The 25,548-nt window shown below is 71.3% G+C and carries 19 protein-coding genes; 9 read left to right on the top strand and 10 right to left on the bottom strand.

Annotated features, from left to right (window positions below; all coding sequences use genetic code 11):
- Window positions 1-110: 110 nt before the first annotated feature.
- Entirely contained in the window at window positions 111-398 is a 288-nt protein-coding gene (locus AB0B90_RS03095) for a nucleoside triphosphate pyrophosphohydrolase (protein WP_350944327.1), read from the top strand.
- A gap of 352 nt (window positions 399-750) precedes the next feature.
- Entirely contained in the window at window positions 751-4,263 is a 3,513-nt protein-coding gene (locus tag AB0B90_RS03090) for a S8 family serine peptidase (protein WP_362920447.1), read from the top strand.
- 81 nt (window positions 4,264-4,344) lie between these two features.
- On the opposite strand, the gene AB0B90_RS03085 is transcribed toward AB0B90_RS03090, so the two are convergent.
- Entirely contained in the window at window positions 4,345-5,505 is a 1,161-nt protein-coding gene (locus AB0B90_RS03085; RefSeq protein ID WP_362920445.1) for a pyridoxal phosphate-dependent aminotransferase, read from the bottom strand.
- Between the two features lie 56 nt (window positions 5,506-5,561).
- Here AB0B90_RS03085 and AB0B90_RS03080 point away from each other — a divergent pair, with 56 nt between their 5' ends.
- Window positions 5,562-6,107, top strand: coding sequence for an XRE family transcriptional regulator (locus AB0B90_RS03080; RefSeq protein ID WP_350944322.1), 546 nt, complete (start codon window positions 5,562-5,564; stop codon window positions 6,105-6,107).
- A 161-nt stretch (window positions 6,108-6,268) separates the two neighbouring features.
- Here AB0B90_RS03080 and AB0B90_RS03075 read toward each other — a convergent pair whose 3' ends face one another.
- From AB0B90_RS03075 to AB0B90_RS03060, 4 genes are all read right to left on the bottom strand, one after another.
- Entirely contained in the window at window positions 6,269-6,424 is a 156-nt protein-coding gene (locus AB0B90_RS03075; RefSeq protein ID WP_350944321.1) for a hypothetical protein, read from the bottom strand.
- A 104-nt stretch (window positions 6,425-6,528) separates the two neighbouring features.
- Window positions 6,529-7,875, bottom strand: a complete 1,347-nt coding sequence (locus AB0B90_RS03070; protein WP_362920442.1) for a hypothetical protein — start codon at window positions 7,873-7,875, stop codon at window positions 6,529-6,531.
- A 278-nt stretch (window positions 7,876-8,153) separates the two neighbouring features.
- Window positions 8,154-9,353: an SMI1/KNR4 family protein gene (locus tag AB0B90_RS03065; protein ID WP_362920440.1), complete on the bottom strand. Its 1,200-nt coding sequence runs from the start codon at window positions 9,351-9,353 to the stop codon at window positions 8,154-8,156.
- A gap of 169 nt (window positions 9,354-9,522) precedes the next feature.
- Window positions 9,523-10,794: an MFS transporter gene (locus tag AB0B90_RS03060; RefSeq protein WP_362920438.1), complete on the bottom strand. Its 1,272-nt coding sequence runs from the start codon at window positions 10,792-10,794 to the stop codon at window positions 9,523-9,525.
- A gap of 116 nt (window positions 10,795-10,910) precedes the next feature.
- Between AB0B90_RS03060 and AB0B90_RS03055 the strand changes: the two genes are divergently transcribed.
- From AB0B90_RS03055 to AB0B90_RS03045, 3 genes are all read left to right on the top strand, one after another.
- Complete coding sequence (locus AB0B90_RS03055; protein WP_350944314.1) at window positions 10,911-11,849, top strand: LysR family transcriptional regulator; 939 nt, start codon at window positions 10,911-10,913, stop codon at window positions 11,847-11,849.
- A gap of 138 nt (window positions 11,850-11,987) precedes the next feature.
- Window positions 11,988-12,962, top strand: coding sequence for a GNAT family N-acetyltransferase (locus tag AB0B90_RS03050; RefSeq protein ID WP_362920436.1), 975 nt, complete (start codon window positions 11,988-11,990; stop codon window positions 12,960-12,962).
- A 169-nt stretch (window positions 12,963-13,131) separates the two neighbouring features.
- Entirely contained in the window at window positions 13,132-14,238 is a 1,107-nt protein-coding gene (locus AB0B90_RS03045; RefSeq protein ID WP_362920434.1) for a CapA family protein, read from the top strand.
- A gap of 227 nt (window positions 14,239-14,465) precedes the next feature.
- On the opposite strand, the gene AB0B90_RS03040 is transcribed toward AB0B90_RS03045, so the two are convergent.
- The 3 genes from AB0B90_RS03040 to AB0B90_RS03030 form a co-directional block, all read right to left on the bottom strand.
- Window positions 14,466-16,784, bottom strand: coding sequence for a M64 family metallopeptidase (locus AB0B90_RS03040; RefSeq protein ID WP_350944310.1), 2,319 nt, complete (start codon window positions 16,782-16,784; stop codon window positions 14,466-14,468).
- Window positions 16,785-16,790: 6 nt separating this feature from the next.
- A complete protein-coding gene (locus AB0B90_RS03035; RefSeq protein WP_350944309.1) occupies window positions 16,791-17,051 on the bottom strand; it encodes a hypothetical protein in 261 nt (86 codons plus the stop codon).
- 259 nt (window positions 17,052-17,310) lie between these two features.
- Window positions 17,311-19,518 (bottom strand): hypothetical protein, encoded by a 2,208-nt coding sequence (locus tag AB0B90_RS03030; RefSeq protein WP_362920431.1) that lies wholly within the window; start codon window positions 19,516-19,518, stop codon window positions 17,311-17,313.
- 202 nt (window positions 19,519-19,720) lie between these two features.
- On the opposite strand from AB0B90_RS03030, the gene AB0B90_RS03025 reads away from it, so the two are divergent.
- On the top strand, window positions 19,721-22,861 hold the full coding sequence (locus tag AB0B90_RS03025) for a BTAD domain-containing putative transcriptional regulator (RefSeq protein WP_362920429.1): 3,141 nt from the start codon (window positions 19,721-19,723) through the stop codon (window positions 22,859-22,861).
- On the opposite strand, the gene AB0B90_RS03020 is transcribed toward AB0B90_RS03025, so the two are convergent.
- Window positions 22,843-23,652 carry an ABC transporter permease gene (locus AB0B90_RS03020; RefSeq protein ID WP_350944305.1) on the bottom strand — a complete coding sequence of 270 codons (810 nt, stop codon included), beginning with the start codon at window positions 23,650-23,652 and terminating at the stop codon, window positions 22,843-22,845. The genes AB0B90_RS03025 and AB0B90_RS03020 overlap by 19 nt on opposite strands.
- Window positions 23,649-24,602: an ATP-binding cassette domain-containing protein gene (locus AB0B90_RS03015; protein ID WP_362920427.1), complete on the bottom strand. Its 954-nt coding sequence runs from the start codon at window positions 24,600-24,602 to the stop codon at window positions 23,649-23,651. Before AB0B90_RS03015 ends, AB0B90_RS03020 begins: the two co-directional genes overlap by 4 nt.
- Before the next feature lie 173 nt (window positions 24,603-24,775).
- On the opposite strand from AB0B90_RS03015, the gene AB0B90_RS03010 reads away from it, so the two are divergent.
- Both AB0B90_RS03010 and AB0B90_RS03005 read left to right on the top strand, forming a co-directional pair.
- Window positions 24,776-24,898 (top strand): hypothetical protein, encoded by a 123-nt coding sequence (locus tag AB0B90_RS03010; protein WP_350944302.1) that lies wholly within the window; start codon window positions 24,776-24,778, stop codon window positions 24,896-24,898.
- A 161-nt stretch (window positions 24,899-25,059) separates the two neighbouring features.
- On the top strand, window positions 25,060-25,548 hold the full coding sequence (locus AB0B90_RS03005; protein ID WP_350944300.1) for a cupin domain-containing protein: 489 nt from the start codon (window positions 25,060-25,062) through the stop codon (window positions 25,546-25,548).

Below are 25,548 nucleotides of genomic sequence, written 5' to 3'. Positions count from 1 at the left end.
TTTTCACAGCTCGGGTGGGCGGGTGCGCACGACGGAGAAGGCCGGGTAGTCTCTGGGCTTTCCGAGGGAGCCGTACGTGCGCGAAGGGGTGCTCTGAGGTGGGGAAACTCGTGCGGGACCGGATCCCGGAGATCATTCGCGCACACGGCAGGGAACCGGTGGTGACCGTGCTCGGGGACGCCGACTACCGGGCGGCCCTGCTGGAGAAGCTGTTCGAGGAGGCGGCGGAGCTGCGCGAGGCTCCGGCGGCCGAGGTGGCGGAGGAGATCGCCGACGTGCTCGAAGTGCTACGGGCCATCGCCACGGTGCACGGGCGCGAATGGTCGGACATCGAGAAGGTCGCCGAGGCCAAGCGAGCCGAGCGGGGTGCCTTTGTCGAACGGCTCCACCTTGGCTGAGAGTGCCGCCGAGTCGGCCTACTGATCTCAGCGGAGACAGGCGAGGTGCTGGAGGGGGGAGCCGCGGTAGCCGTCAGGGCCGGGAGCGCCGGCCCGTCCGCGTCGAGGCCGAGCAGCTCGCGGAGCTGCTCCCGGCGGGTCGTCTCGACGTTCTCCCCGGCCAGGTGGCCTCCCGGTAGGCGGGCACCGGCTTCCCGCACTAATTCTTCTGACATATCCCCTTTTTAACGTGTCAAGTACTTGAAAAAACAACAAGATCCATTCACGATTCTTGACATGGTCTGTAAAGATCATGCACATGCCATGTCACTTTCCCCGGCGGGACAACCCCGCCCGGCGTGAAGGAGATCGTGTGTCAAACACCCCCCGGCACTGGCGGACGGTCCTGACCGGGACCGTCGTCGCCCTTACGCTCATGCTCCCTCAGGGGGCGGCCCAGGCCGCGCCCGTACCCCAGAAGATCGAGGAGTCGGTCCTGGCGGACCTTTCCGCGGACGACAAGGCCACCTTCTGGGTACGTCTGAAGAGCAACGCGGACCTCAGTGCCGCTCGTCGGGCGAAGACCAAGATCGAAAAGGCCAAGCAGGTATTCCAGGCCAAGACCGACCTCGCCGCGAGGTCGCAAGCGGGCCTGCGTAAGCTCCTCACCGCCCAGCACGCCGACTTCACCCCGTTCTGGATCGCCAACGCCGTCCAGGTGACCGGCGACGCCAAACTGGCCGCGGAGATCGCCGACCTGCCCGAAGTGGAGCGGATCGAGCCCGGCCGCGTCGTCAAACTGCCCGAGCCGCTGCCGGGCAGGGACGTGGCGAAGGTCGACGCGGTCGAGTGGAACATCGACCGGGTCAACGCACCCAGGGTCTGGAGCGAGCTGGACACCCGCGGCGAGGGCATCGTCGTGGCCAACATCGACAGTGGTGTGCAGTTCGACCATCCCGCGCTGGCCGCCCAGTATCGCGGCAAGAGGGCCGACGGCGGCGTCGACCACGACTACAACTGGTTCGACCCGGCGGGGGTATGCCCGAGCGACGCGCCGTGCGACAACAACGACCACGGCACCCACACCATGGGGACCATGGTCGGGAGTGAGGCCGCCAACACCATCGGCGTCGCTCCCGGTGCGAAGTGGATCGCCGCCAAGGGCTGTGAGACCAACAACTGCTCCGACGCCTCGCTGCTGGCCGCCGGGCAGTGGGTGCTCGCGCCCACCGACCTGAACGGCGCCAACCCGCGCCCCGACCTCGCACCCGACATCGTCAACAACTCCTGGGGCGGCGCCGGATTCGACCCCTGGTACAAGGAGGTCGTCGAGGCGTGGGTCGCGGCGGGCATCTTCCCCGCCTTCTCCAACGGCAACGTCACCGGCGCGGGATGCAACTCCAGCGGCTCGCCCGGACAGTACGGCTCCAGCTACAGCGCCGGCGCGTTCGACGTCGGCAACGCCATCGCGAGCTTCTCCACCCGGGGCACCGGCGAGAACGGCGAGATCAAGCCCAACCTCGCCGCGCCCGGCGTCAACGTGCGCTCGTCCGTACCCGGCGGATACGGCGCCTTCTCCGGCACCTCGATGGCCAGCCCGCACGTGGCGGCCACCGTGGCGCTGATGTGGTCGGCCTCTCCCGCCCTGCAGGGCGACATCGCCTCCACCCGGGAACTGCTCGACCGGACCGCGATCGACGTCAACGACACGCGGTGCGGCGGCACCGCCGAGGACAACAACATCTGGGGGGAGGGCCGGCTCGACACGTTCGCGGCGGTCCAGGCCGCTCCCGCCGGGGCGCTCGGCGCGCTGCGGGGCACCGTCACCGCCGGCGACTCACCGGTGGCCTCGGCGACCCTCACCGTCACCGGGCCGCTGAGCCGTACGGTCACCACCGCGCAGGACGGGACGTACACACTGCCCCGCCTGCTGGAGGGCGACTACCAGATCACCGTCAAGAAGTTCGGGTACGGCGACGCCACCGCGACGGCCACCGTCGTGGCCGACCAGACGACCACCAAGGACGTGGCGCTGACACAGCAGCCCCTGGGTACGGTGTCCGGAACGGTCACCGCCGGGGGAGCCCCCGAGGTGGGCGCCACCGTCGTCGCGGTGGGCACCCCGGTCAGCGCGGTCACCGACGCCGCGGGGCGGTACGAGCTCACGCTGCCGAACGGTGGCTACGAGCTCAAGACCACTCCGCTCTCCCGGTGCGCGAGCGGCCTCACCGTGGCGATCACGCTGAACGGCGACCTGACCAAGAACATCGAACTGCCGCGCCGCACCGACTCCTTCGGCTACACCTGCACCAGCGGGAGCGAGGCGTACGTCGCGGGCACCGTCAAGCAGACGATCACCGGCGACGACGTGGCCCAGCCGATCACGCTGCCGTTCACCTTCCCCTTCTACGGCGCCGGCCAGACGGCCGGCTGGATCAGCAGCAACGGGCTCCTGAGCTTCGCGGCCAGCAGCACCGCGGCGAGCAACGGATCGCTGCCCTCCACCGCGGCGCCCAACGCGGCGATCTACCCCTACTGGGACGACCTGGTGCTGGACGCCCAGGCCGGGGTCTACACCGCCACCGTCGGGACCGCGCCGAAGCGCACCTTCGTCATCGAATGGCGCGACGCCCGGTTCTACTCCGACGCAGGCCTGCGCATCTCGTTCTCGGCGCTGCTCGGCGAGGACGGTTCCATCGGGTTCCGCTACAAGGGGATCAGCAGCGAGCGGGCCGCCGGGAACAGTGCCACGGTGGGCATTGAGAACGCCAGTGGCACCGACGCGCTGCAGTACTCCACGAACAGCGCCGCCCTCGCCGACGGTCAGAGCCTGACCTTCGTCGCGAGCCGGCACGGGATGCTGGCCGGCACCGTCACCGACGCCAACGACGGCAAGCCGCTGGCGGGTGCGACGGTGAAGGTGGGCGATGTGGCGACCTTCACCACCGGGGCCGACGGCACGTTCCTCGGGCAGGTCCTGGTGGGGGACTACCCGGTCGAGGTCTCCAAGGAGAACTACGGGACCTTCACCCAGGAGGTCACCGTCACCTCCGGAGCCCTGACCCGGGTCGACACGGCCCTGGCCACCGGCCAGGTGACGGCCTCGGTCGGCGAGCTGACCCTGGTGATGCCGGCCGGGGCCACCAGGACCGGCACGGTCGAGCTGACCAATCTGGGGGGCGCCACGGCCTACACCGTGGTGACCGATCCCGCCCAGGGCTGGCTGGCCGTGACGCCCGCCGCAGGACAGCTCGGCTCGGGCCAGGCGGCGACGTTGAAGGTCACCGCCTCCAGTTCGGGGGTCCAGCCGGGCACCGTCCGCACCGGCAAGCTGCTGGTGCGCTCGGCGAGCGGCCGTAACCCGCAGCTGGAGATCACCGTGGTGGTTGTGGTGCCCAAGCTCCAGGTCGCCGTCGAGGTGGGCGGGACCAAGGACGTCGTCGACGCCGCCGGGGACCGCTGGAGCGCCGACCGGAAGCACGCCACCGGCGGCTACGGCTATGTCGGCAGCGGCACGAAGACGAGCACGGCCAATAAGACGATCACGGGCACCACCGAGCAGACACTGTTCAAGAGTGCCCGCGAGGCGATGCTGGAGTACCGGTTCGACCAGGTGCCCAACGGCACCTACACCGTCGAACTGGGCTTCGCCGACACCCGGAACACCGCCCCGGGCAAGCGCGTCTTCGACGTCATCGTCGAGGGCGAGCTCGCGATCCCCGCGCTGGACCTGGCCCTGGAGTCCGGCACCTACACCGCCGTCACCCGGCAGTACACGGTGAAGGTCACCGACGGCCAGCTCAACCTACGGTTCGCCAAGCGGATCGGTGACCCCATCGTCAACGCCATCCGCATCTCCGAGCGCCCCGACAAGGCCACTCCGTAACGGCCCTGACCACCGCACGGCCCGTCCCGCCTCCGTGGCGGGACGGGCCGTGCTCCGTTTGCGGGGGCGCCTTCCGGCCTGTCATCGGAGGGCCCGGCGGAATCGATCGCCGAGGTCGGTGAGGCGTTCGACGGGTTCGTTGGCGAACACGAGCCGCAGGTAGTGCCCCCCGCTGGGGCCCCAGCCGTCCATGGGGGTGGCTGCGATCTTCGCCCGGTCGAACAGGCGCTGGGACAGTTCGAGGGCGGTCAGCTCCAGGGGTCTGGTGTCGATGAGGAGTGACCAGCCGCCGTGCGGCCGGATGGCAGGGTAGGCGGCGAGCTGGTCCAGGACCGTCTCGCAGCGCCGTTGCCATTCGGCGGTGGCGGCGGCGACATCGGCGTCGGCGTCGGGTGCGTCCAGTGCGGCGGCCACGGCTTCCTGGGCCAGGCCGACCTGGCAGACGACGTTGGTCAAGCCGACGAGGCGGATGTCGGCCATGATGGGGGCGGGGCCGACGACCCACCCGACGCGCCAGCCGATGAGCCGCAGTTCCTTGGAGGCCGAACCGACGGTGATGGTGCGCTGTACCAGGCCCTCGTGGGCCGCCGGGTGGCTGGGCGGGCGGCCGTCGAAGCGGATCCGTTCCATGGCCGCGTCGTAGATCAACCAAGCGTTGTGGCGTTCGCAGGCGTCAGCGAGGGCGGACCAGTGGTGGTCGTCCAGGACGAGGCCGGTCGGCATCGCCGGTCCCATCATCAGGACCGCCGCCGTGTTGGGGCCGACGGCGTCGGCGAGTCGTTCGGCGTCGATGGTCCAGCCGTCCGCGGTGGGCTGTGCGGGGACGAAGCGGGGGATGCCGCCGGCGAGCCGGATCCGATTGACCAGGCCGGCGTAGATGGGGTCACACAGCACGACCTCCTGCCCGGGTTCCACGGTTGCGAGCAGCGTGTTGAGGATGCCGTTGAGCCCGCCGGCCACGCTGACGCACTCGGTGTCGGCGTCATAGCGGCGCCCTGAGATGCGCCCGACGTGCGCCGCGGCAGCCGTACGAAGGGAGCGATGCCCCTGGAACGGCAGATAGCTGTTGGCCGCGTCGTCGTCGACGGCGGCATGCGTGGCGGCGATGGCAACGGCGGGCGGACGCAGGTCGGTGTCGAGATTCTCCAGTCGCAAGAACTCCGGGTCGCCTGCGGCGTCGGCCGCGTCACCAACGGTGTCCACACCGATACCCGGGATGTCACGCAGCCGCGTCACCGTCATGTCGCCTCCGAGTTCGACCACTTTACTGGTACAGACATACCACTAAGCTGATACGCATGGATCTTACGCACGTGGTTGGGCAGAACGTGCACCGGCTGCGCACGGCGGCCGGGATGTCGCTGGCCGACCTGGCGTCCGCCAGCGGCATCAGCAAGACCACGCTGCACGGCATCGAACAGGGCCAGGGCAACCCGACCCTGAGCACCCTGTGGGCCTTGGCCACCGAGCTGAAGGCATCCCTCGGCGAGTTGCTGGAAACGCCCGCCTCGGCGGTCGAGGTGGTACGCGCCGGTGACAGGCGGCCGCAGGTCGAGGGCGACGCGGTCAGCGCGCGCCTTCTCCACCGCATCAGGCTGCGCGGCACCGTGGAGGTCTACGACATCGCCATCGGGCGGAGCACCCAGCACTCCGAGGCTCACCTGCCCGGTGTCGAGGAATGCCTCGTTCTCACCCACGGACGCGTCACCATCGGCCCCGCCGATTCCCCCACCGATCTGGCCGAAGGCGATTCGATCCGGTTCGATGCCGCTCGCTCGCACCTGTACCTAGGTCACGCCGTGCACAATCGCGCCGTCCTTCTCATGGTGCACCCGGAGAGCTGACCCGAGCATCGGCCGGCAAAAGCCACAAGAAGAGTCATCTTCACCGGCCCGCCGACGCATGATCGTTTTCCAGTCCTCGCCGTGAAAGGGCAGATACCCGCTTGGCACAGAACCGTCGAGTTGAACCCTGATGTCGATGTGCGGCATCGGCGAGAGCGTCGTTACCCGCTGAGCGGGATGGTGTAGAGGGTTCTGTCCTCGGCGAGCCACTGGTGGTCGATGAACCGGCCGCTCATGCGTCCGGTGAGGAAGAGGTAGGTCTCCAGGCAGGTTCGTTCGTGGTGTTCGGGTTCGACGACCCAGGATCCGGAGTGCACGGCCCCGGTGGACTCGGGGCAGCCGACTTCCGACCATGGAGCCGGGTTCGGCGATGGTTCTCGATCGCTTCGGGAGGCTACGGCGGCTCATGAGAACGGAGGTTTCAGTCGGGTGGTGTCTCGCGCGCCCAGCGGGGCGGCTCTCGTCTGGCGGCTTCGATCGCCGCGCGGGTGGGGCGGCCGACCGAACCGGGGACCCGGTCGAGGGAGACACCGAGCGCCTCGGCCCAGAGAACGCGCCAGGAGAGCCGCCGGGCGGCTTTCCGTTCGGCGCGGTGACGGCGGCGGTCGGCCTCGCGGTGATGACGGCGGTCGGCCTCCGCTCGGGCGGCGGACTCGTCTCGCAGCCACGGCGGGGTTTTCCTGAGCAGCCTCGCGACGTGGTCGGCCGTCCAACGGCCGCCGGCCGGGCGGAGCCGCCGGAGCACGTCGGCGGGTATGCCGAACAGTTCGGCCACGGACTCGTCGGACAGCCGGGAGGCCACTCGGGCGGCCTGGTCGACGGCGGCCTGCTCGGCGCGGCGCTGCCGGGAGGCTTCTTCGGCGGCATGCTGCTCCTCCGCCTGGACGGCTCGTCGCAACTCCACCTCCGCCCGCGCCCGCAGCAGCCAGGGAGGGGGTGAGGAGACCGCCTCGCGGAGGAGGGAAGCGAGCAGGTGGTCGCCGAAGCGGGGCAGCTCGGCCGGGATCATCTCAACGGGCACGCCCAGCTCCCGTTCCGCGTCCTTGGGAGAGACCAGGAGGGGTACGAGCTCCGCTGATCTCGGGGTGAATTCGGCGAGCATCGCCTCCAGGTCGGTGCGAGAGAGGCGGGCATCGCGCAGGATCTCGGTGAGCGGTGGGATGCGGGAGTCCGTCATACGACGAATGGGGCTGAGCGGTCCTGGCCAGATGTCGGCGACGGTCATCAGCGCAGCGGTCCACAGGAGGACCCGCACGCAGTCCGCGTCGAAGGCGGGTTTGATCGTCTCTAGCTCCGCGCGGGCCGCGACGGCGCGTTCGAGGTTCAGCTTGCGGGTCTGGGCGGCCTTTCTCGCGGCATCGGAACGGGAGACCGCTCGCGCGGCGGCGCGTAGCTCGGTGTCCGCGTGGACGTGGTCGGCCAGAGCGTCCACGTCGGCGGCGCGGTAGTAGCGGACGGTGAGGATCCGGCCGTACTTCCTGATCTCCTCGGTGGCCACCGGTGCCAGACCGGTAGCGGCGATGATCCGTTTGAAGCGGTCGGACGAGACACCGAGCCTGGCCGATGCCTCGGTGACGGTGCAGCGGCGCTCCGCGGCGAGTAGTTGCCGGAAGTGCTCGATGTCGGCTTCGGCCGCCCTGACGGAGACGGGGTCGAAAGTCCGGTCGGGAAGGCGCCGGAGCAGGCCTGTCGTGGCCGCGAGCTCGATCTCCCAGACGCTGAGCCCGAGCGTCTGCCGGACCGTGTTCCTGCCCAGGCCCCGTGCCATGGCTCCACCTCCCGTGTCGGACGTCAGTGTGCCGGGCCGCTACGACATTTCAGTGAGTCGTCATTCGAAAGCGAAGAGTGATTGAGGGGTGGTGATTGTCGCAGACGTCGTCGCCTTGTAGATCGTCACTATCGGTGACGGCGATTCGAGCCTGAGGCAGATCATCGCCATCGGTTCCACTGACGAACATCACCGAGACGGCAGGCTCACGCGACGGCCTGGCACAGTTCGGCTCCGCGCCGGGGGCGCATGGCCGGGTCAAGTCTTCAGTCGCTCGGTCAGTGAGCGGCGATCGCGTCGAAGCGGGGGGCGTCAGCGGCGTGTCCCCAGCGGCGGCACTCCCAGGCCAGGCGCCGGGCACGGAGCCGTAGCGCGACGGGGGTGCGGTCGGCGGGACGGGGGTGGCCCGCCGATCGGACTCCCCTTCCGAGTGGGGCATCGGCGCGCAGGACCTCCTCGGCGGCCGAGGGGGAGTCGGTCAGCACCCGAAGGAGGGCGCGGCGTACGTAGCCGAAGTCGTCGTTGGGACAGCGGGCGATGTGCTCCTCGGTCGCCGCGTGCGCGTCGTCCAGCCGATTCTGCGTCAGCAGCAGCTCGACGCGCAGGCGGTGCAGCCACGACCTGTCGTACCACCAGCCGTTTCGCGGGATCGCGTGTTCCACGGTGGTCAGGGCGTCGGTGATCCTGCCTTCCTCGCGCAGGAGCACGGCCCGCGCGAGCGCGAGGCGCGCCGCTTCGTGGTCGCCCTCGGCGCCGACCGCGCGGGCCTGGGCGAGGAGGTCGCGGGCGTCGTCGGTGCGGCGTTCGTAGAGGGCGAGGTAGGCACGGCGGACCAGTCGCGGGACCTGCACCTCCGGCTTCTCGTCACCGCCGACGAGCGGTGGCGGGAGGAGGCCGAGCAACCGCCGGTCGACGTTCCAGCCGGTCTCGTCGCGTACGGTGGCCTCGATCCGCTCGCTCAGCACCTCGCGCAGTGAAGCCTCCAGCCAGCCGTGGTACCACGCGCCGAACGACTCGGCCTGCGGGGCGAGTGCCTCGCCGACGCATGTCCAGTCGCCCCAGACCTGGCCCGCCGCGGGGCCGTTGACGACGAGGTGGGAGCGGTAGCCGCAGCCGTGCTCGGAGACCGGCAGCAGTCCCTCGAAGGCGGCCTCCATGGCCTCGTCGTAGCCTTCGTCGTCCGTGGGCGGCTCCCATTCCTTCGTGAAGGGGAACGGGCCCAACCGCGTCCAGGAGGCGTCCGGCCGCACCCCGTGCACCCCGTAGTACGGGCCGGCGCCGCCGTTGCCGAGCCGGGTCAGGAACGCGCGGTAGTCGGCGGGGAAGCGGACCCCGATCCGCGTCTCGACGTCCTCCAGTGTGGCCTCGTCGAGCGGTGGTTCGAACCGGTAGCGGTGCTCGCGGGCGCCGAAGAGGTCGAGGTCCGTGTCGTACTCGCGGAGCGCGTCGATGCCGCGCCGGATGACGTCCAGATCCACAACGGCACCCTATCCGGCCCTCCTCCGGCGGAGGTTGCCGCCGGTACGAACGGCGGCGATGGCCTTTTCCATGCGTCCCAGCAGGGCTTCGCTCTCGCTCTCCGGGAGCAGCGCTGATAGTCCATGACGAGCAGGGCGGTGCGTGCGGGGTCGAGCGCGGGGATGGTGCTCATGCGAGTGTCCGCCTTTTCTGGGGAGTCCGGCCGGTGTCGTTGGGGTGGGGTGTGCGGTCGTTTCTGGGCAGCAGGAGCGAGGTCGTCAGGAGGAGGAGTCCGGCGATCGCGATCGCGGTGCGGGGGCCGGTGAGGCCGGCCAGCAGGCCCCATGCGCCGGTCATGGTCGCGATGGTGGCCTTACTCGTGATCGACCAGGCGGCCAGGGTGCGGGCGATCCGGTCCGGCGGGAGCTGCTGGAGCCGGTAGGTGGCGAAGACCGGGTTGAACACGCCCATGCAGGTGATCAGTCCGAGTTCGACGGTGATGACGAGGAGGAGCCCGGTGGGGCCGGGGTGGACGAAGGCCAGTCCCAGCGGCCAGCACGCGCGCAGCGTCCCGGCGGTGAGCATGACCCTGTGGTGTCCGAACCGGGCGAGGAGTGGGCGGGCCAGTCGCGAGCCGATGAGGCCGCCGACGCAGGGGACGCCGAAGGCGAGGCCGTACTGCCAGGGGGTGAAGGCGAGGTCGCCGAGCATGAGGACGGCGAGCAGCGGTGAGGCCGCCATGATCAGGCCGTTGACCAGGACGGTGTTGAAGAACAGCGGGCGCAGCGCCGGGGCGGCGAGGATGTGCCGCCAGCCCTCCAGCAGGTCGCCGGCTCCGGGGCGGGAGGAGGTGGCGGTTCGCGCGGGGCGTGGCTCCCGTCCGCCGATGGCGCGGATCCCGGCGGCCGACAGCAGGAAGCTGACCGCGTTGGCCGCGACGCTCGCCACCGGGCCCACCAGTCCGATCGCGGCGGTACCGAGCGGTGGCCCGAGCGCGGTGGCGGTCCAGGTCGTGGCCTCCAGCCGGCCGTTCGCGACGAGCAGGTCCTCGGGGCGGACGAGCGCCTTCAGACACGCTCCGCTCGCGGCGGTGAAGGCGATGTCGGCGGCACCGACGACGACCGCCACGACCAGGAGCTGGGCGAGGCTCAGCCGGTCGAGCAGGTAGGCGGCGGGAACGCTCATCAGCGCCGCGAACCGGATCAGGTCCATCGCGATCATCACCGGCCGTTTGCGCCGGAACTCCACCCACGGCCCGAGCGGCACCGCGACCACCGCCCCGACCGCGAGTCCCGCCGCGGCCAGCGCCGACACCTCGGCGGGCCCCGCGTCCAGGGCGAGAATCGCGATCAGGGCGAACGCGTCGAACGCGAGCCACGTACCGAACGTGCTCGCCGCGTACGCGGCCCAGAACCATCCGAACCGCCGACCGGGCGACCTTCCCACCGCGCGCCTCGCCATCTCCTGAGGGCAACCATCTGTTGACTCGTGGGATCAAAGCGGGGAGCAGGAGGGCAGGTCAAACAACTGTCTGGCCGGAACCGCACAACAGCCGGTTGTTGGATATGGTCAGGCGGGTGTTGGATTTCGATGCCGTGCGCACGTTCGTCGCCGTCGTGGACACCGGCCGGTTCCAGGACGCCGCCGCGGATCTGTCGATCACCCAGCAGGCCGTCTCCAAGCGCGTCGCCGGGCTGGAGAAGGACCTCGCGGTGCGGCTGTTCACCCGCACCGCGCGCGGAGCCCGGCTCACCATCGACGGGCAGGCGTTCCTGCCCCACGCCCGGGAGCTGCTGCGCGTCACCGAGCGCGCGGTCGCCTCCGTACGCCCCGGCAGCCGTCCGCTGCGCGTGGATGTGATCGCCTCGCGCACCGCGCCGTCGGGTCTGATGCGCGACTTCCACCGCGCGCACCCCGACATCGAGCTCGACGTGGTGACGCTGTCCGATGTCGAGGCGGCCGTCGCCGCCCTCGCCGCCGAGGCGATCGACGCGTCCTTCCGCGCCGTCGCCATGCCCGGCCGGCCTCTCCCCGCGGGCATCGAGTCCGTCCGGGTGCTCGACGAGCCGCTCCAGCTCCTCACCGGGCCCGCCCACGCGCTGGCCGACGCCCGGTCGGTGACCGTCGCCCAGCTCGCCGGGCACCGGATCTGGATGCCCGGCATCGTCCCCGGGACCGAGTGGGCCGCCTACTACGACGACCTTGTCGCCGAGTTCGGCCTCACCATCGAGGCGACCGGCCCCAACTTCGGCTCCGACGCGCTTCTCGACACCATCGCCGACACCCCGGCCCTGGCCACCTTCATGGGCGAACACACCCGCCTGGTCTGGCCCACCGGCCACGGCCTGCGCCGTATCCCGGTAACCGACCCGACGCCCGTCTACCCGCACTCCCTCCTGTGGCACCACATCAACCCCCACCCGGCACTGGCCGCGCTCCGCGCCCACTTCGCCGCCACCACAGCCGGCCACGACACCGCCGAGACATGGACACCCGCCTGGGTGATTTCACGCTGAGACGCCGCCCCATCTGCACCCGTCACGCCGGCCGCCCTCATCCGGAGAATCCCGGGTGTGGAGGACGGCACTCGGCGACGGGAAACGGAAGGAAAACGGGTGGCCGGAGAAAGTGGCCTGCTTCTACGCTCGGTGGCCATGACCTTCGAGTGGGCTCCGCTGTCCAAGGGCGACGTCGGGGCGTGGGCGGAGTTGCTGGCGGCGATCGACGAGGTCGATCAGGTCGGGGGGAGGGAGTCCGAGGACGACCTCGCCGAGCTTCTCGCCGATCCGCGGCTCGATCCCGCCGAGGGCACGCTGGGGGCGTGGGAGTCCGGCCGGCTGGTCGGGTACGGGGTGACGATGGTCCGGGCCTCGGCCGAGCCGGTCCATCGGATGCACCTGTGGGGTGGGGTGCGTCCGGAGTGTCGGCGCCGTGGGCTGGGAGGACACCTGCTGGAGTGGGCGATCGGCAACACCCCGGTGCTGCACGAGCGCCGTTTTCCCGGGAGGCCGCTCGAACTCCACGTCCAGGTGGACAGCCGCAACGAGGGCCTGCTCGCGCTGGTCGCGAGGGCGGGGATGACGCCGGTCCGGTGGTTCTACGGGATGACCCTCGACCTGGGCGCCGAGCCGCCGAAGGTCTCGCCGCCGGACGGGCTCACAATCGCCACCTATCGGGACGATCTTGAGGATGCCGTCAGGGAGGTGCGTAACCGCTCGTTCGTCGACCACTGGGGGAGCGTTCGGCACACCCCGGAGTCCTGGCGCCGCACCATCGTCGGGGTGCGGGCGTTCCGGGCGGAGGGGTCCTTCGTCGCGCTGGACGCATCGGGGGAGAGCGTGGGCATCCTGCTCACCCACTGTTTCGACGCCGACACCGAGGCGACCGGGGTCCGCGAGGCATGGATTCAGATCATCGGCACCCTGCGTGAGTGGCGGGGCCGCGGGGTGGCGAGCGCGCTGCTCGCGCACGCCCTGCACGCCTTCCGCGCGCAGGGGTACGACAAGGCCGGGCTGGGGGTGGACGCCGACAATCCGACCGGGGCCTTCGGCATCTACACCCGCGCCGGGTTCGGGATCGAACGTCGTTCGATCGAGTACACGCTTCCGCTGGGTCCGGCGGTGACGTGATCCGCATGCGGGCCTTTGTCGGTGTCCGCGTTTCCCGCCGCGGCCGCTGGGGCGGCCCCGTGAGCCGGGTGCGGGGCCTGGCACGTCCCGGCCGTCCTTTTCCGCCGGAACGGTGTGCGAGTCGGCGGTACGCCGTGACCGGCGGACGCGGGCCGCCTAGCCTGGAGGTGTGCGTACCGATCCGGTGACGTTGTTCCTCTGTGGGGACGTCATGCTCGGCCGCGGCGTCGATCAGATCCTTCCTCATCCGGGTGACCCGACGCTGCGGGAGGAGCATGTCCAGGACGCCATGACCTACGTTGATCTCGCGGAGGCGGCGAACGGCCGGATTCCCTGGCCGGTCGGCTTCTCCTGGCCGTGGGGGGATGCCCTGCGGGTGCTGGCGGAGGCCGCGCCGGAGGTCCGGGTGGTGAACCTGGAGACGAGCGTCACCCGGAGCGACGACTTCGCGGCGGGGAAGGCCGTGAACTACCGGATGAGTCCGGCCAACCTTCCCTGCCTGGCGGTCGCCCGGCCCGATGCCTGCGTGCTGGCGAACAATCACGTCATGGACTTCGGCCGACGAGGGCTGGAGGAGACGCTCGACGTCCTCGCCGGGGCGGGGCTGCGGTCGGTGGGGGCCGGCCGGGAGGTGGGCGAGGCGAGGCGACCGGCGGTCGTCCCCGTGGCGGGGGGAGGGCGGGTCCTGGTCTTCGCCTGCGGGACGGAGTCCAGCGGTGTCCCGCCGGAATGGGCGGCGGCGCCGGACCGGGCCGGGGTCGATTTCGTGCCCGAGCTGTCGGAGGCCGCCGCGGCCGAGCTGGCCGACCGGGTACGGCGGGCCAGGCGTCCCGGTGACGTCGCGGTGGTCTCCATCCACTGGGGTTCCAACTGGGGCTACCACGTCCCTCGGAAGCAGACGCGCTTCGCGCACCGGCTGGTCGACGGCGGGGTCGACGTGGTGCACGGGCACTCTTCGCACCACCCCCGGCCCGTCGAGGTCTACCGGGATCGGCTCGTCCTGTACGGCTGCGGTGACCTCGTCGACGACTACGAGGGCATCCCCGGCTACGAGGAGTACCGGGACGATCTGCGGCTGCTGTACTTCGCGTCGGTGGAGCCCGGTTCGGGCCACCTGACCGGTCTGCGGATGGTGCCCCTGCGGGCCCGCCGGATGCGGCTCCAGCACGCCTCGGAGGAGGACTCCGAATGGCTGCGGGGGGTTCTCGACCGGGTCGGCCGGAACTTCGGGTCACGCGTCGACCTCGAACCGGACGGCGCGCTCGTGCTGCGGTGAACGTGAGCGAGACTTCGGGAGTGCCCCGGGTGCCTGGGGTGGTGCCTGGGGTGCCTGGGGTGACCGTGGACGGTGTCCGGTCGTGCGGTCGGGACGGTCTCTGAGAACACGGAGGCGGGACGCCCCTGTGGGGACGTCCCACCGTTCACACGTGTCGGTTGTGGGGTCGGGGCGACTTGGCCGCCCCGTTCGGCCCGTTGGTGGGGCCGCCCCGCCGGTCGAGTGGATCAGTTGTGGTTGTGCTCGTACATGCCCCTCTCGGGGATGGTGCTGGAGACCACGGCCTCGTAGGTCTTGCCGCGGGGGTTGGGGCGGGGGTCGACGAGGCCGGCGCACTGGCCGCTGCCGGTGATCTGGTTGGCCACCCCGGCGTTGGACGGCGCGGGCGTGTTGCCGGTGCAGGCCAGCGCGCCGCGGACGCTGCTGCCCGCCATCACGAGCGCGTCGGCGGTGGTGTTGCCGTTCAGCACCGCCGCGCCCCTGAGCTCGGCACCGGCGATGATCAGCCGGCCGGTGGTGCCGGAGATCGAGACCGCGCCGTTGACCTGTGCCTTGAGCAGGTGCACCTCGGCGGCGCCGGTCGCGGTGACCGCTCCGTTGATCGTGCCGCCGGTCACCACCAGGGACGCGCCCGCCGAGACGGTCACCCCGCCGTTGATCCGGGCGTCGTTCAGGCAGGTGACGCCGGAGCGGACGGGGAGCGTCCCGTTCCTGGTGCCGGTGACCGTGGTGGTGCAGGCGGGCGGCGGCGCGAGGGTGGTGACCGTGAAGTTCTCGGCCGTGCCGTGGTTGCCGCTGGGGTCGATCGAGCGGTACTCGACGGTGTGCCTGCCCCGGGGCAGCTTGCCGAAGGTGAGGCTGTCGATGACGGTGCCGCTCTCGCTGAACGTCCACGGCAGGTCGGCGGAGGTCGGCCAGCCGAAGTAGTTGAACCAGCCGTCGCCGTCCACCCGGGACTCGCTGACGACGTACCCGTCCTGGTCGTCGTCGCCGGTGAGCCTCATGGTGAAGGGGCCGTTGTAGACGTAGGTGTCACCGGAGGAGACCAGGGGTTCGGAGAGCCGGTAGCCGGTGGTGGGCGGCGTGTTGTCGACGGTCCAGGTTCGGCTGTCGCCGCCGGAGGTGGCGGTGAGGGTGTGGTTGCCGGGGGTGAGCGTGAGCTCTCCCAGGTCCAGGTCCCCGTCGTTGTCGTCGAGCCGCCTGCCGTCCAGCGTCCAGGTGACGGTCGGGACGTTGTCGTCGGGGTGGGTGGTCTCGACGTAGACGACCTCGTCGTGGCCGACCGCCTGGTTGGTGGGCGTGGAGGAGAGCAGGCCGGGGCCGACCTCGGCGGGGACGGTGGTCACGGTGGTGTCCACGGTCCAGGTGCGGGTGGCGGTGAGGGCGCCGGAGCGGATGGCCGGGTCTCGTACGAAGTCGGTCGGGTCGGTGACGGTCGCCTTGACCGTGTGGGTGCCGGCCGGCAGGTTCAGCGTGCGGAGGTCGAGGGTGGTGCGATCGCCCGCCAGGTCGGTGCCGTTGACGCTCCAGACGGTGGTCAGCGAGTGGCTGTTGGGGTGCAGCGGCTCCACCCAGAGCACCCGGTCGGCGCCGACCGGCGACGTGGCCGGCGTGCCGTCCTGGATGAGGCCGGTCTTGGCGGAGATCCTCTGGGTCATGATCTCGCGGCTGACCTGGTCGTAGTAGTAGCCGAGCGTCCTCATGATGGAGTGCTCGCTGGGCCGCCAGACCCCTGTGCCGAAGTACAGGCCGCCCTCGTGGCGGCCGATGGTGCCGCCGGCCTCGCTGGGTTCGCCCAGCCAGCGCCACCACTTCCTGCGCTGGTCGGCGATCTGCTGCTCGGTGAGCAGGGTGTGGTGCGCGGAGCTGGGTTCGGCTCCGGTGTAGGCGCCGCCCTCCACGCCGCGCGTGTAGTAGGTGTACTCGTCCTGCAGGCCGCCCAGCGAGTGGCCGATCTCGTGCGGCGCGATGAGGGCCGACATCGAGTTGTGGCCGGAGGAGGTGGCGTAGGCGCCGCCCGCCCCGCCGTAGGTGCCGCTGTTGCCCAGGGCCAGGATCTGCCGGTTGGCGCTGCTGGTCCCGGCCACCAGGTTGGCGTAGGTGTTGGCGGCCGAGTTGCTCATGGTGATCAGCCGCTGGACGCTGGAGGGGTTGCAGCCGCCCCAGAAGGCCATGCTCAGCGGGGTGTTCTTCCTCCCCGCGGACAGGTCGGGGTCGCAGCCGATGCCGGACTCGCCGGAGACGATGTCCACCCGGTAGACGTTGAAGTAGTTGCGGTAGGACTTGTACGGCTCGATGGACCACATCACGTTGAGCTGCTGGTCGGTGTCGGCGGCGAACGTGGACTGCTCGCCCGCGGTGTAGCCGTCACCCATGATGATCAGGTTGAACCGTTTGGCCGGGGCTCCGGTGACCTGGAGCGGCACCACGGTGGCACTGCCGACGGCGCCGTCGGAGGTGGCGCCGGCGGGTACGGCGGGCACGGTGAGCAGGGCGGCGGTCATCGAGACGGCCGCGAGGGCGGTGAGTGGCCTGGTGATACGCATGGGGGGTCAGCGCTTTCCGCGGGTGGGGAGCATGTCGTCGTGGGGGAGGGACTCCGACGCGCGACCGACGGAGAACCGGTAGCCGGTCGGCCGGGTCTCCGAGACCACGGTCAGCCCGGGGATGGCCGTGAGCTTGCCGAGGAGCTCGTCCTCGACCGCCGCGGTGGAGGACGCGGGGGTGGGGTCCGCCGCCGCGGGGGCGACGCCGACCATGCCGATCGATCCGGAGGTGAGGATCGCCGGCATGAGGGCACGAGGTACTTGCACGGATATATCTCCTTCTGACACACAAAGTGTCGAAGGAGGCTATCGATCATGTTTTGTCGGCGATAGTCCTAATTTTCGTAATTCTGGCGTTGTGGAAGGGGCGATGCCCCCGAAGCGGTGGCGCCGATCCCCTGAACACGGTGCTCCACAGCGGAGGCGCGGCTCTCCGGCCCCGGTCGCATGTCGCGACCCCGTCAGGGACGCACGGCCGGTCATGACCTCCGGCGACCGGCCGTCACCGGTGGCGGCGGCGGAGACGTCAGCGTCGGCGTTTCCCGCCGCGGCCGTTGGGACGGCCCCGTGAGCCGGGCGCCGGGCTGGGCACGAGCCGTAGCCGGGCGCTCCTGGCCAGCATCGGTTCGTACACCAGCACGCGCAGCTCCTCCAGCGCCTCCCGCGCGGGATGCCCGGAATCCAGCACCTCCGCGACGAACTCCGGCGCGTCCCTGCCCGCCGACTCGCGGAGCTGCTCCACGATGGCCTCGGGACCGCCCAGCTCCAGCAGGATGACCATCCCCTCGGCGAGGAGCAGCGAGTGCTCGCGGGCGGTGAGATCCTCGGGGCCCAGCTCTCCCTCCTCCAGGAGGGCGGTGAGGACGAGGGATCCCAGCGCCGGGTCGTGCCGGAGTCTCGCCCGCATCGACCGGCCGTCGGGGAGCGACTCGGTCAGGGCGGAGAGCATGGCGGAGGCGCGGGTGCGGAAGGGACAGGCGCGGATGGCGTCCAGGAGCGGCTCGATGTCACCTCCGTGCGCCGCGAGCCAGCCTTCGAGCTCGGCGACCGCCGTCTCCTGGGTGTAGTGCTGGGCGATCACTCCCAGCAGCTCGCCGGCCTCGGCGTCCGCCAGCTCCCCGATCAGCGGGGCGTCCCGCCCGTCGGCGAGCAGCCGCTCGCGGACGGCTCGGGTGCCCAGCGGCGTGAGCCATACCAGCGGGCCGGGCTCCGCGAGGCGCGTCAGGAGCCGGGCGCACGCCTCGGGCGGCAACGGCAGGTCGTCCTGGGTGAGCTCGCCGATCCCCTCGACGAAGCCGGGACGCAGGTCGCTGGAGTACAGCTCGTCGGGCACGCCGTGGCTCGTCTCGACGGCACCGAGGCGGGAGAGGACGTCGAACACCACCAGGAGATCCTCGTCGACCCGTCGGCGCCAGACGTCCTGGCGGGAGCCGTTCTCCGCGAAGTCGAGCAGGAAGTATTCCTGGCAGGCGAGCCACACGGTCTCCTGCAGCCGGGCGACGGGGATCGGGGCCGGCAGGCTGTACATGGTGTTCAGCACGTCGGGCAGCAGCTCGTCGAACGCCGTGACGAGCATCGAGAAGCCGACCCTCCCGGAGGCGGGCGCGCAGATCGCGGCGCCCAGCTCGAAGACGGCCTCGAACGCGCGCCGCCACAGCGCCTCCGGGTCGCGCAGCAGCGGGGCGGCCTTGGCCACCGGGACCAGGCGTCCCTTGAGCACCCGCACCAGGCCCGCCTTCTTCGCCCAGGCCAGCAGGAGGTCCAACCGGGGCGTCTCCGTGGAGCCGCGCGCCCACTGATCCCGTTCCCCGGTGCCGGGCAGGTGCGCCGGATCCCCCTCCCCGGTGTCCGTCGGCCGCGCCGGATCTCCCTCCCCGGTGCCCGGCAGCGCCTCCGGATCGCGCTTCTGCGCGTTCGGCGGCTCCGTCGCTTCGCGGGTGCCGGACGCGCGTGCCCGCTGATCCGGCTCCCCGATGTCCAGCAGCTCCGCCAGCTCGCGGGCGTCGGCCGCCCGCAGGTCTCCGGCCTTGGTGAGAGGACGCCCGTCCTTCCCCACCCAGCCGGTCAGGGCGGTCAGCTGCCGTACGATCTCGCTTCTCGCGGCGTCGGCGGCGAGTTCGGCGGCGGTGGGGAGGGCGATGGGGCACTGGGAGAAGGCCCGGTCGTCGTCGGGTCCCGCGCCACCGAACTCGGCCTGGAGAAGCGCTTCGACCACGTCGGCGTCGAACTGTATCCGGCCGCTGCTGACGTCGTGCTGGAAGCGGGCCATGTCCTCTTCGTCGTCGAGGACGAAGCCGTTGTCGAGGGCGGTCTGCGCCCAGAGCCTCCCGATGCCCTGCCGGGCCGGGTCGGCGAGCGCCGCGGGAAACTCCGCCTCCGCCTCGGCCACGGCCGCCTCCAGTTCGGTGAGGGAGGCGCCCCGGGGGTCGCGCAGGCCGGACGCGGTGAGGTAGCGCAGGAGCGTGAGCAGGTTCTCCGGCGCGGAGGCGAGGGTCTCGCGCTCGGCCGCGAGGTGCCTGGGGATCCATTCCAGGAGGAAACGCCGCACCTGTCGCGTGTCCCAGTAGGCGAGCCGCCCGTCACGGCTGCGGTGGCGCGCGTCCAGGACCGCGGCGAGCATCGCCTCGTCGGCCCGCGTGCCGCGCTCGTCCGCCCAGGCGAGACAGCGACGGACCAGCAGGTCCTTCGCCGACTCGAACTCCTCGGTCTCCTCCGGATCGAAATGCGTCCGCACCGTGAACCCCCTACTCCCGTTGCCGTCGGCCTCCCGCTCGTGAAAGGACCGGGCTCGCGGCTTCGCGCCGTCGATCGTGCCATTATCGCCGACAGATCGTGATCTCGATGGTACGGAGAGTAAAGGTGCGGGTCGGTGGGCGTGCGCGGCGTCGTGGAAACGCAGGAGCCGTGTCGTGCCGGGGCGTGGCACAGTTGGCCGCATGCGTGTGGGCATCCTGGGTCCGCTGGAGGTGACGGCGGCCGGTGAGAGCGTCGAGATCGGGGGTGTCCGGCTCCGCGTGCTGCTGATCCGGCTGGCACTGGGAGCGGGGCGGGTCGTCACCGCCGACGAGCTGTCGGACGCGCTCTGGCCCCAGGAGCAGCCCGCCGACCGCGCGAACGCGGTACGGTCGCTCGTCGCCAGGCTGCGCCGCAGCCTGCCGGACGCCTCGGTGCTGCGGTCGGATCGCGGCGGTTACCGGCTCGACCTGCCACCTGAGGCCGTCGACGCGCACCGGTTCGAGCGGCTGGCGCGGGCGGGGAGGCGCGCGCTGAACGGCGGGGACGCGCAGGCCGCCGGATCCCTGCTCGGTGAGGCGCTCGGGCTCTGGCGAGGTCCCGCGCTGGCGGACGCGGCCGGAGCCTCCTTCGCCACGGCGTACGCGGCCGGTCTGGAGGAGGCGCGGCTGGCCGCGATCGAGGACCGGGCGGAGGCGGACCTGGCGGCCGGGCGGCACGCTCACCTGGTGGCCGAGCTCTCCGAGGCGGCGACCCGTCATCCGCTGAGAGAGCGGCTGCAGGGACTGCTGCTGCGGGCGCTGCACGCCCAGGGGCGTCAGGCCGAGGCGCTGGCCGGCTACGAGAGGATCAGGCTCCGTCTGGCGGAGGAGCTGGGGGCCGACCCGGGGCCCGAGCTGCGGGAGATCCACCTCGCGCTGCTCCGGGAGGGCGAGGCGGAGCCCGCCCGCCGGCAGAAGGGCAACCTGCGGACCGCGCTGACCAGCTTCGTCGGGCGTACGGACGAGGTGCGGCGGGTCGGCGCGTCGCTGGCGGAGGGGCGGCTGGTCACGCTGGTCGGTCCCGGCGGGGCGGGCAAGACCCGGCTCGCGACCACCGTCGCCGGAGGGCTCGCCGAGCGGTGGCCCGGTGGTGCCTGGCTGGTGGAACTCGCGGCGGTGACCGACACGGCCGACGTGCCCCAGGCGGTGTTCGGCGCGCTCGGCACCCGGGTGCTCGATCCCCAGGGGGTGCCCAGGGACACGACGAGCCGCCTGGTCGAGGCGCTCTCGCGCGCCGAGACCCTGATCGTGCTGGACAACTGCGAGCACCTGGTCGAGGCCGTGGCCCACCTGGCGGAAGACCTGCTGGGGCGCTGCCCCGGGCTGCGGATCCTCGCCACCAGCAGGGAGCCCCTCGGGATACTCGGCGAGGTGCTGTGCCCGGTCACCCCGCTCGGGCTGCCCGAGCCGGACGCCTCGGTGCGGCAGGCGGTGACCAGCCCGGCGGTGCGGCTGCTCGCCGAGCGGGCCGCCGCCGTACGGCCCGGCTTCGCGGTCACCGAGGAGAACGTCGCGGCCGTGGTGGAGATCTGCCGGCGGCTGGACGGGTTGCCTCTCGCGATCGAGCTGGCCGCGGCGCGGATGCGTTCCCTGACCGCGCCGCAGGTGGCCGAGCGTCTCGGCGACAGGTTCCGGCTGCTGACCGGTGGTAGCCGTACCGCGCTGCCCCGCCATCGGACGTTGCGCGCGGTCGTCGACTGGAGCTGGGACCTGCTCGGTGAAGAACGCCGGTTCGCCGAGCGGCTCGCGGTGTTTCCCGGCGGGATCTCGGTGGAGGCGGCCGAGCGGGTGTGCGCGGAGCCGGGTACGGCCCTGGACCTGCTCGGCGCGCTGGTGGACAGGTCGCTGCTGCAGGTGGTCGAGGCGCCGCAGCCGCGCTACCGCATGCTGGAGACGATCCGGGAGTACGGGCTGGAACGGCTCGCGGAGAACGGGGAGGTCGCCCGGGTGCGGGCCGCGCACGCGGCGTACTTCCTGGACCTCGCCGAGACGGCCGAGCCCTTTCTGCGCGAGGAGCGGCAGCTGGTCTGGCTCGCCGTGCTGGAGACCGAGCACGACAACCTGCTCGCCGCCCTGCACTTCGCCGCCGACGCGGGCGACGCGGACACGGCGGTGCGGCTGGCCGCCGCGCTGAGCACCTTCTGGATGATGCGCGAGAACCACGCCGAGGCCGTGGTCCGGCTCCGTCTCGCCCTCGACGTTCCCGGTGAGGTCTCCTCGGAGCGCCGGTCGGTCGCGACCGCCTTCCACCTGATCAACAGGATGCTCTCCGGTGAGCACGAGAACGTGGAGGACGTCGTCGAGCGGTTCGGGGCGCTGGCCGAGACCGTCGGCCCCGACACCGGGGACCCGTTCCTCGCCCTGATCGATCCCATCTTCGCGATCTTCACCGACGACGTCGTCCGGGGCGTGGCCGCCGTCGAGCGGCAGATGTCGCACCCCCACCCGTGGACCCGCGCGATGCTCTTCATGATCAGGTCGGCGCTCCTGGAGAACGAGGGGGACCAGGTGGGAAGGCGCCGCGACCTGCTCGCCGCCGCCGCCGGGTTCCGCGAGCTGGGAGACCGCTGGGGGCTCGCCCAGGTGCTGAGCTCGCTGGCGGAGGCACACCTGGTCTTCGGCGACTTCGACGAGGCCGTCGAGACGATGGAGGAGGCGATCCGGTTGCTGGGGGAGCTCAACCCCGACGACCACGCCGTGCACCAGCGGATCACGCTCGCCGGCGCGCGGGCACAGCAGGGCGACGTGGACCGGGCACGCGCCGAACTCCTGGCGATGACGCGGCCCGACGAGAGGCGCTGGTCACAGCGGAACATCGCGTTCGCCCACCTCGCGCTGGGGGACCTCGACCGTCGTGCGGGTGACCTGGACGTGGCGGAGCGGCACTACGAGGCGGCGGCGACCGGCATCGAGGAGATCGGGTTCGTCGCCCCGCAGTTCCGCGCGCTGATCCTGCGGGCGATGGCGCATCTGGCGGTGGACCGCGGTGACCTCGTGGCCGCGGAACGGTGGGTCACCGAGGCGACGGACTGGGCGGTCGAGGGCAAGGACATGCCGGTCCTGGCCCACGTCGGCGTCGCCGCGGCGGCCCTGCGCGCCCACGAGGGCGACCTGGCGGGGGCCGCGGAGACCCTCGGCGTCGCCGAGCGGCTCCGCGGCGCCCCCGACCGGTTCAACCTGGAGATCGCCGGGCTGGTCCGGCGGCTCAGGGACGAGCTGGGCGACGCCGCCTACGACGCCGCCCACGCGCGGGGCATGGCGCTCGACCGGGCCGCCGCGCTCGATCAGGTACGGCGGCGGTAGGCGCGGACCGCGAGCGGCGCGAACACCGCGAGGAAGAGCACAGAGGACAGCAGCGTCCACATCACCGGGCCCGTCGCCGGCCCGCCCAGCATCAGGGCGCGCGAGGCGTCCATCGCGTGCGCGACCGGGTTGAGCTCCACCCAGGTCTGCAGCCAGCCGGGCAGGGTCTCCTTCGGTGTGATCATGCTCGTGCCGAAGGTGAGCGGGAACAGCACCAGGAAGGCCGTCCCCTGCACCCCGCCCGGACTGCGCATGAGCATCCCGATCAGGACGAACGCCCAGCTCAGGCTGAACGCGAAGAAGACGGTGAGCAGGCACGCGGCGAGCGCGGAGAGCGGGTCGGTCTGGATACGGAACCCCAGCAGGAGGCCGCAGGCGAGCAGGGAGACGACGGCCACCAGATAGCGCGCCAGGTCGCCGAGCACCGAGCCGATCAGCGGTGCGGACCGGCCGATCGGCAGGCTGCGGAACCGGTCGAAGACCCCCTTGTCGATGTCGGTGTTGAGGTTCACCCCGGTGGCCATCCCGGCGAACATCACCGTCTGCACCAGGATGGCGGGAAGCAGGAACTGCAGGTAGTCCTGGGTGGAGCCGGCCACCGCCCCGCCGAGCAGATAGACGTAGATCAGCACGAAGACGATCGGCTGCAGCGTCACGTCGAGCAGTTGCTCGGGGGTGCGCAGCGTCTTGGTCAGGCTCCTCCTGCCGAGCGCGAGGCTGTGCCGTACCAGCCCGAAGGGCCGCTTCCTGAGTGGCGCCGGCGCCTGCGCGCGTTCCACGGTGAGGGTCATGCCGCGTTCTCCTCTTCCTCGGCGTGACGTCCGGTGAGCGTGAAGAAGACCTCGTCCAGGCTGGGCAGCCGGAGGCTGAGCTCGGTGACCGAGATCCGCTCCTGGTCGAGCTGCCGTACGACCTCGGTGAAAGCGGTGTCGCTCTCGACCGGAACGGTGATCACGCCTCGGCCCGGTGATTCCGGGGTGCGGCCGACCACAGCGCCGACGAGCGCGGCGGCGTCCGCCAGCCGGGCCGGGTCCGCGGGCCGGACGAGGATCGTCTGCCCGCCCACGACGTGCTTGAGTTCGGCCGGGGTGCCGTTCGCGATGACCCGTCCGTGGTCGATGACCGAGATGTTGTCGGCGAGGGCGTCGGCCTCCTCCAGATACTGCGTGGTGAGCAGCACGGTGACCCCGTCGGCGGCCAGCGAGCGGATGACGCTCCACATGTCGTCACGTTTGGCCGGGTCCAGACCGGTCGTCGGCTCGTCCAGATAGACGACTGAGGGGCGGCCGACGAGACCGGCGGCGAGGTCGAGGCGGCGACGCATGCCGCCCGAGTACGTCTTGGCCGCCCGCCCCGCCGCCTCGGCGAGCCCGAACTCCTTCAGCAGTTCCGCGGCCCTCGCCTTGGCCTCCCCGCGGCGCAGGTCGAGCAGTTCCCCGATGAGCACGAGGTTCTCCGTGCCGGTGAGGTCGTCGTCGACCGACGCGTACTGCCCGGTCAGGCCGATCAGGCGGCGCACCCGGGCGGCGTGCCGTACGACGTCGAGCCCGCCGACCGTGGCGTGTCCCTCGTCGGGCCTGAGCAGGGTGGCCAGCACGCGCACGGCGGTGGTCTTTCCCGCGCCGTTCGGCCCGAGTACGCCGAGGACCGTGCCCTGCGGGGCGGCCAGGTCGACCCCGGCGAGCGCGGTCGTCTTTCCGAAGCGTTTGACGAGTCCTCGCGTCTCGAAGGCGAGGGTCATGAGGTTCTTCCCGGTGGTGTCTTCACCCCGCGCACACTGGAGGAGCCGCGTGTCGGCGACGGCACAGATCCGTGTCGGCGAGCCGGTCGGCATGACACGCGGGAGGCGCGTTCCTCGGACGGCCCCGCGTCGGGGGCCGGTTTTCCGAGGTCGTCACCGGGTAACGCGTGGACATGCGCATCGGAAACACGGAGGTCAGGATCCTGGGCGGCTGGGCCGGCTGCCTGACCATGATCCTCGTCTCCGTGCTGCTCTCGATCCTCCTCACGGTCGTGCTGAACCTGTTTCTCCGCTGACCCGCCCGGCGTCCGTGGTGGACGTCGCGCCGGGTGATCCGCCGACCGGAGTCGGCGGGACCGTTCGCATCGGTGCTCCCCGCCTCGTGTGACACCTTTCATTCCTTTATCCCCGTGTTCTATAGTTTTTTAGAATATTTCCTCATAGGACGGGGAGTGCGATGTCGTATCCGGAAGCTCGTTACCTGGACGAGGCGGGCGAGAGCAGCGGGGTGTTCAGGCCGGCGAGCGCGGGGCCGGATCTGGTGATCGGTGGCACGACGGTGCGCTATCTGGGCACCGGTGCCTCGACGAACGGGCAGTTCGGCCTGTACCGCTGGGACATGGGGCCAAAACCCTCCGGTCCGGCGCCCCACTTCCACCGGACGATCTCCGAGTCCTTCTTCGTGCTCTCGGGGACGGTGCGGCTGTTCGACGGGAAGTCCTGGACCGACGCGACGGCGGGAGACTTCCTGTACGTCCCCGAGGGCGGGGTGCACAGCTTCCGCAACGAGTCCGGCGAACCGGCCTCGATGCTCCTGCTCTTCGCCCCGGGCGCGCCGCGCGAGGCGTACTTCGAGGAACTCGCCGAGATCGCGAGCAGCGGGCGCCGGCTCACCGACGAGGAGTGGACGGACGTCTACCTGCGCCACGACCAGTACATGGTCTGA

It is taken from the genome of Streptosporangium sp. NPDC049078 (assembly GCF_040648855.1).
GTDB lineage: Bacteria > Actinomycetota > Actinomycetes > Streptosporangiales > Streptosporangiaceae > Streptosporangium.
The sequence above is the reverse complement of the archived record's forward strand: the minus strand, read 5'-3'. Positions and strand labels throughout refer to the sequence as shown.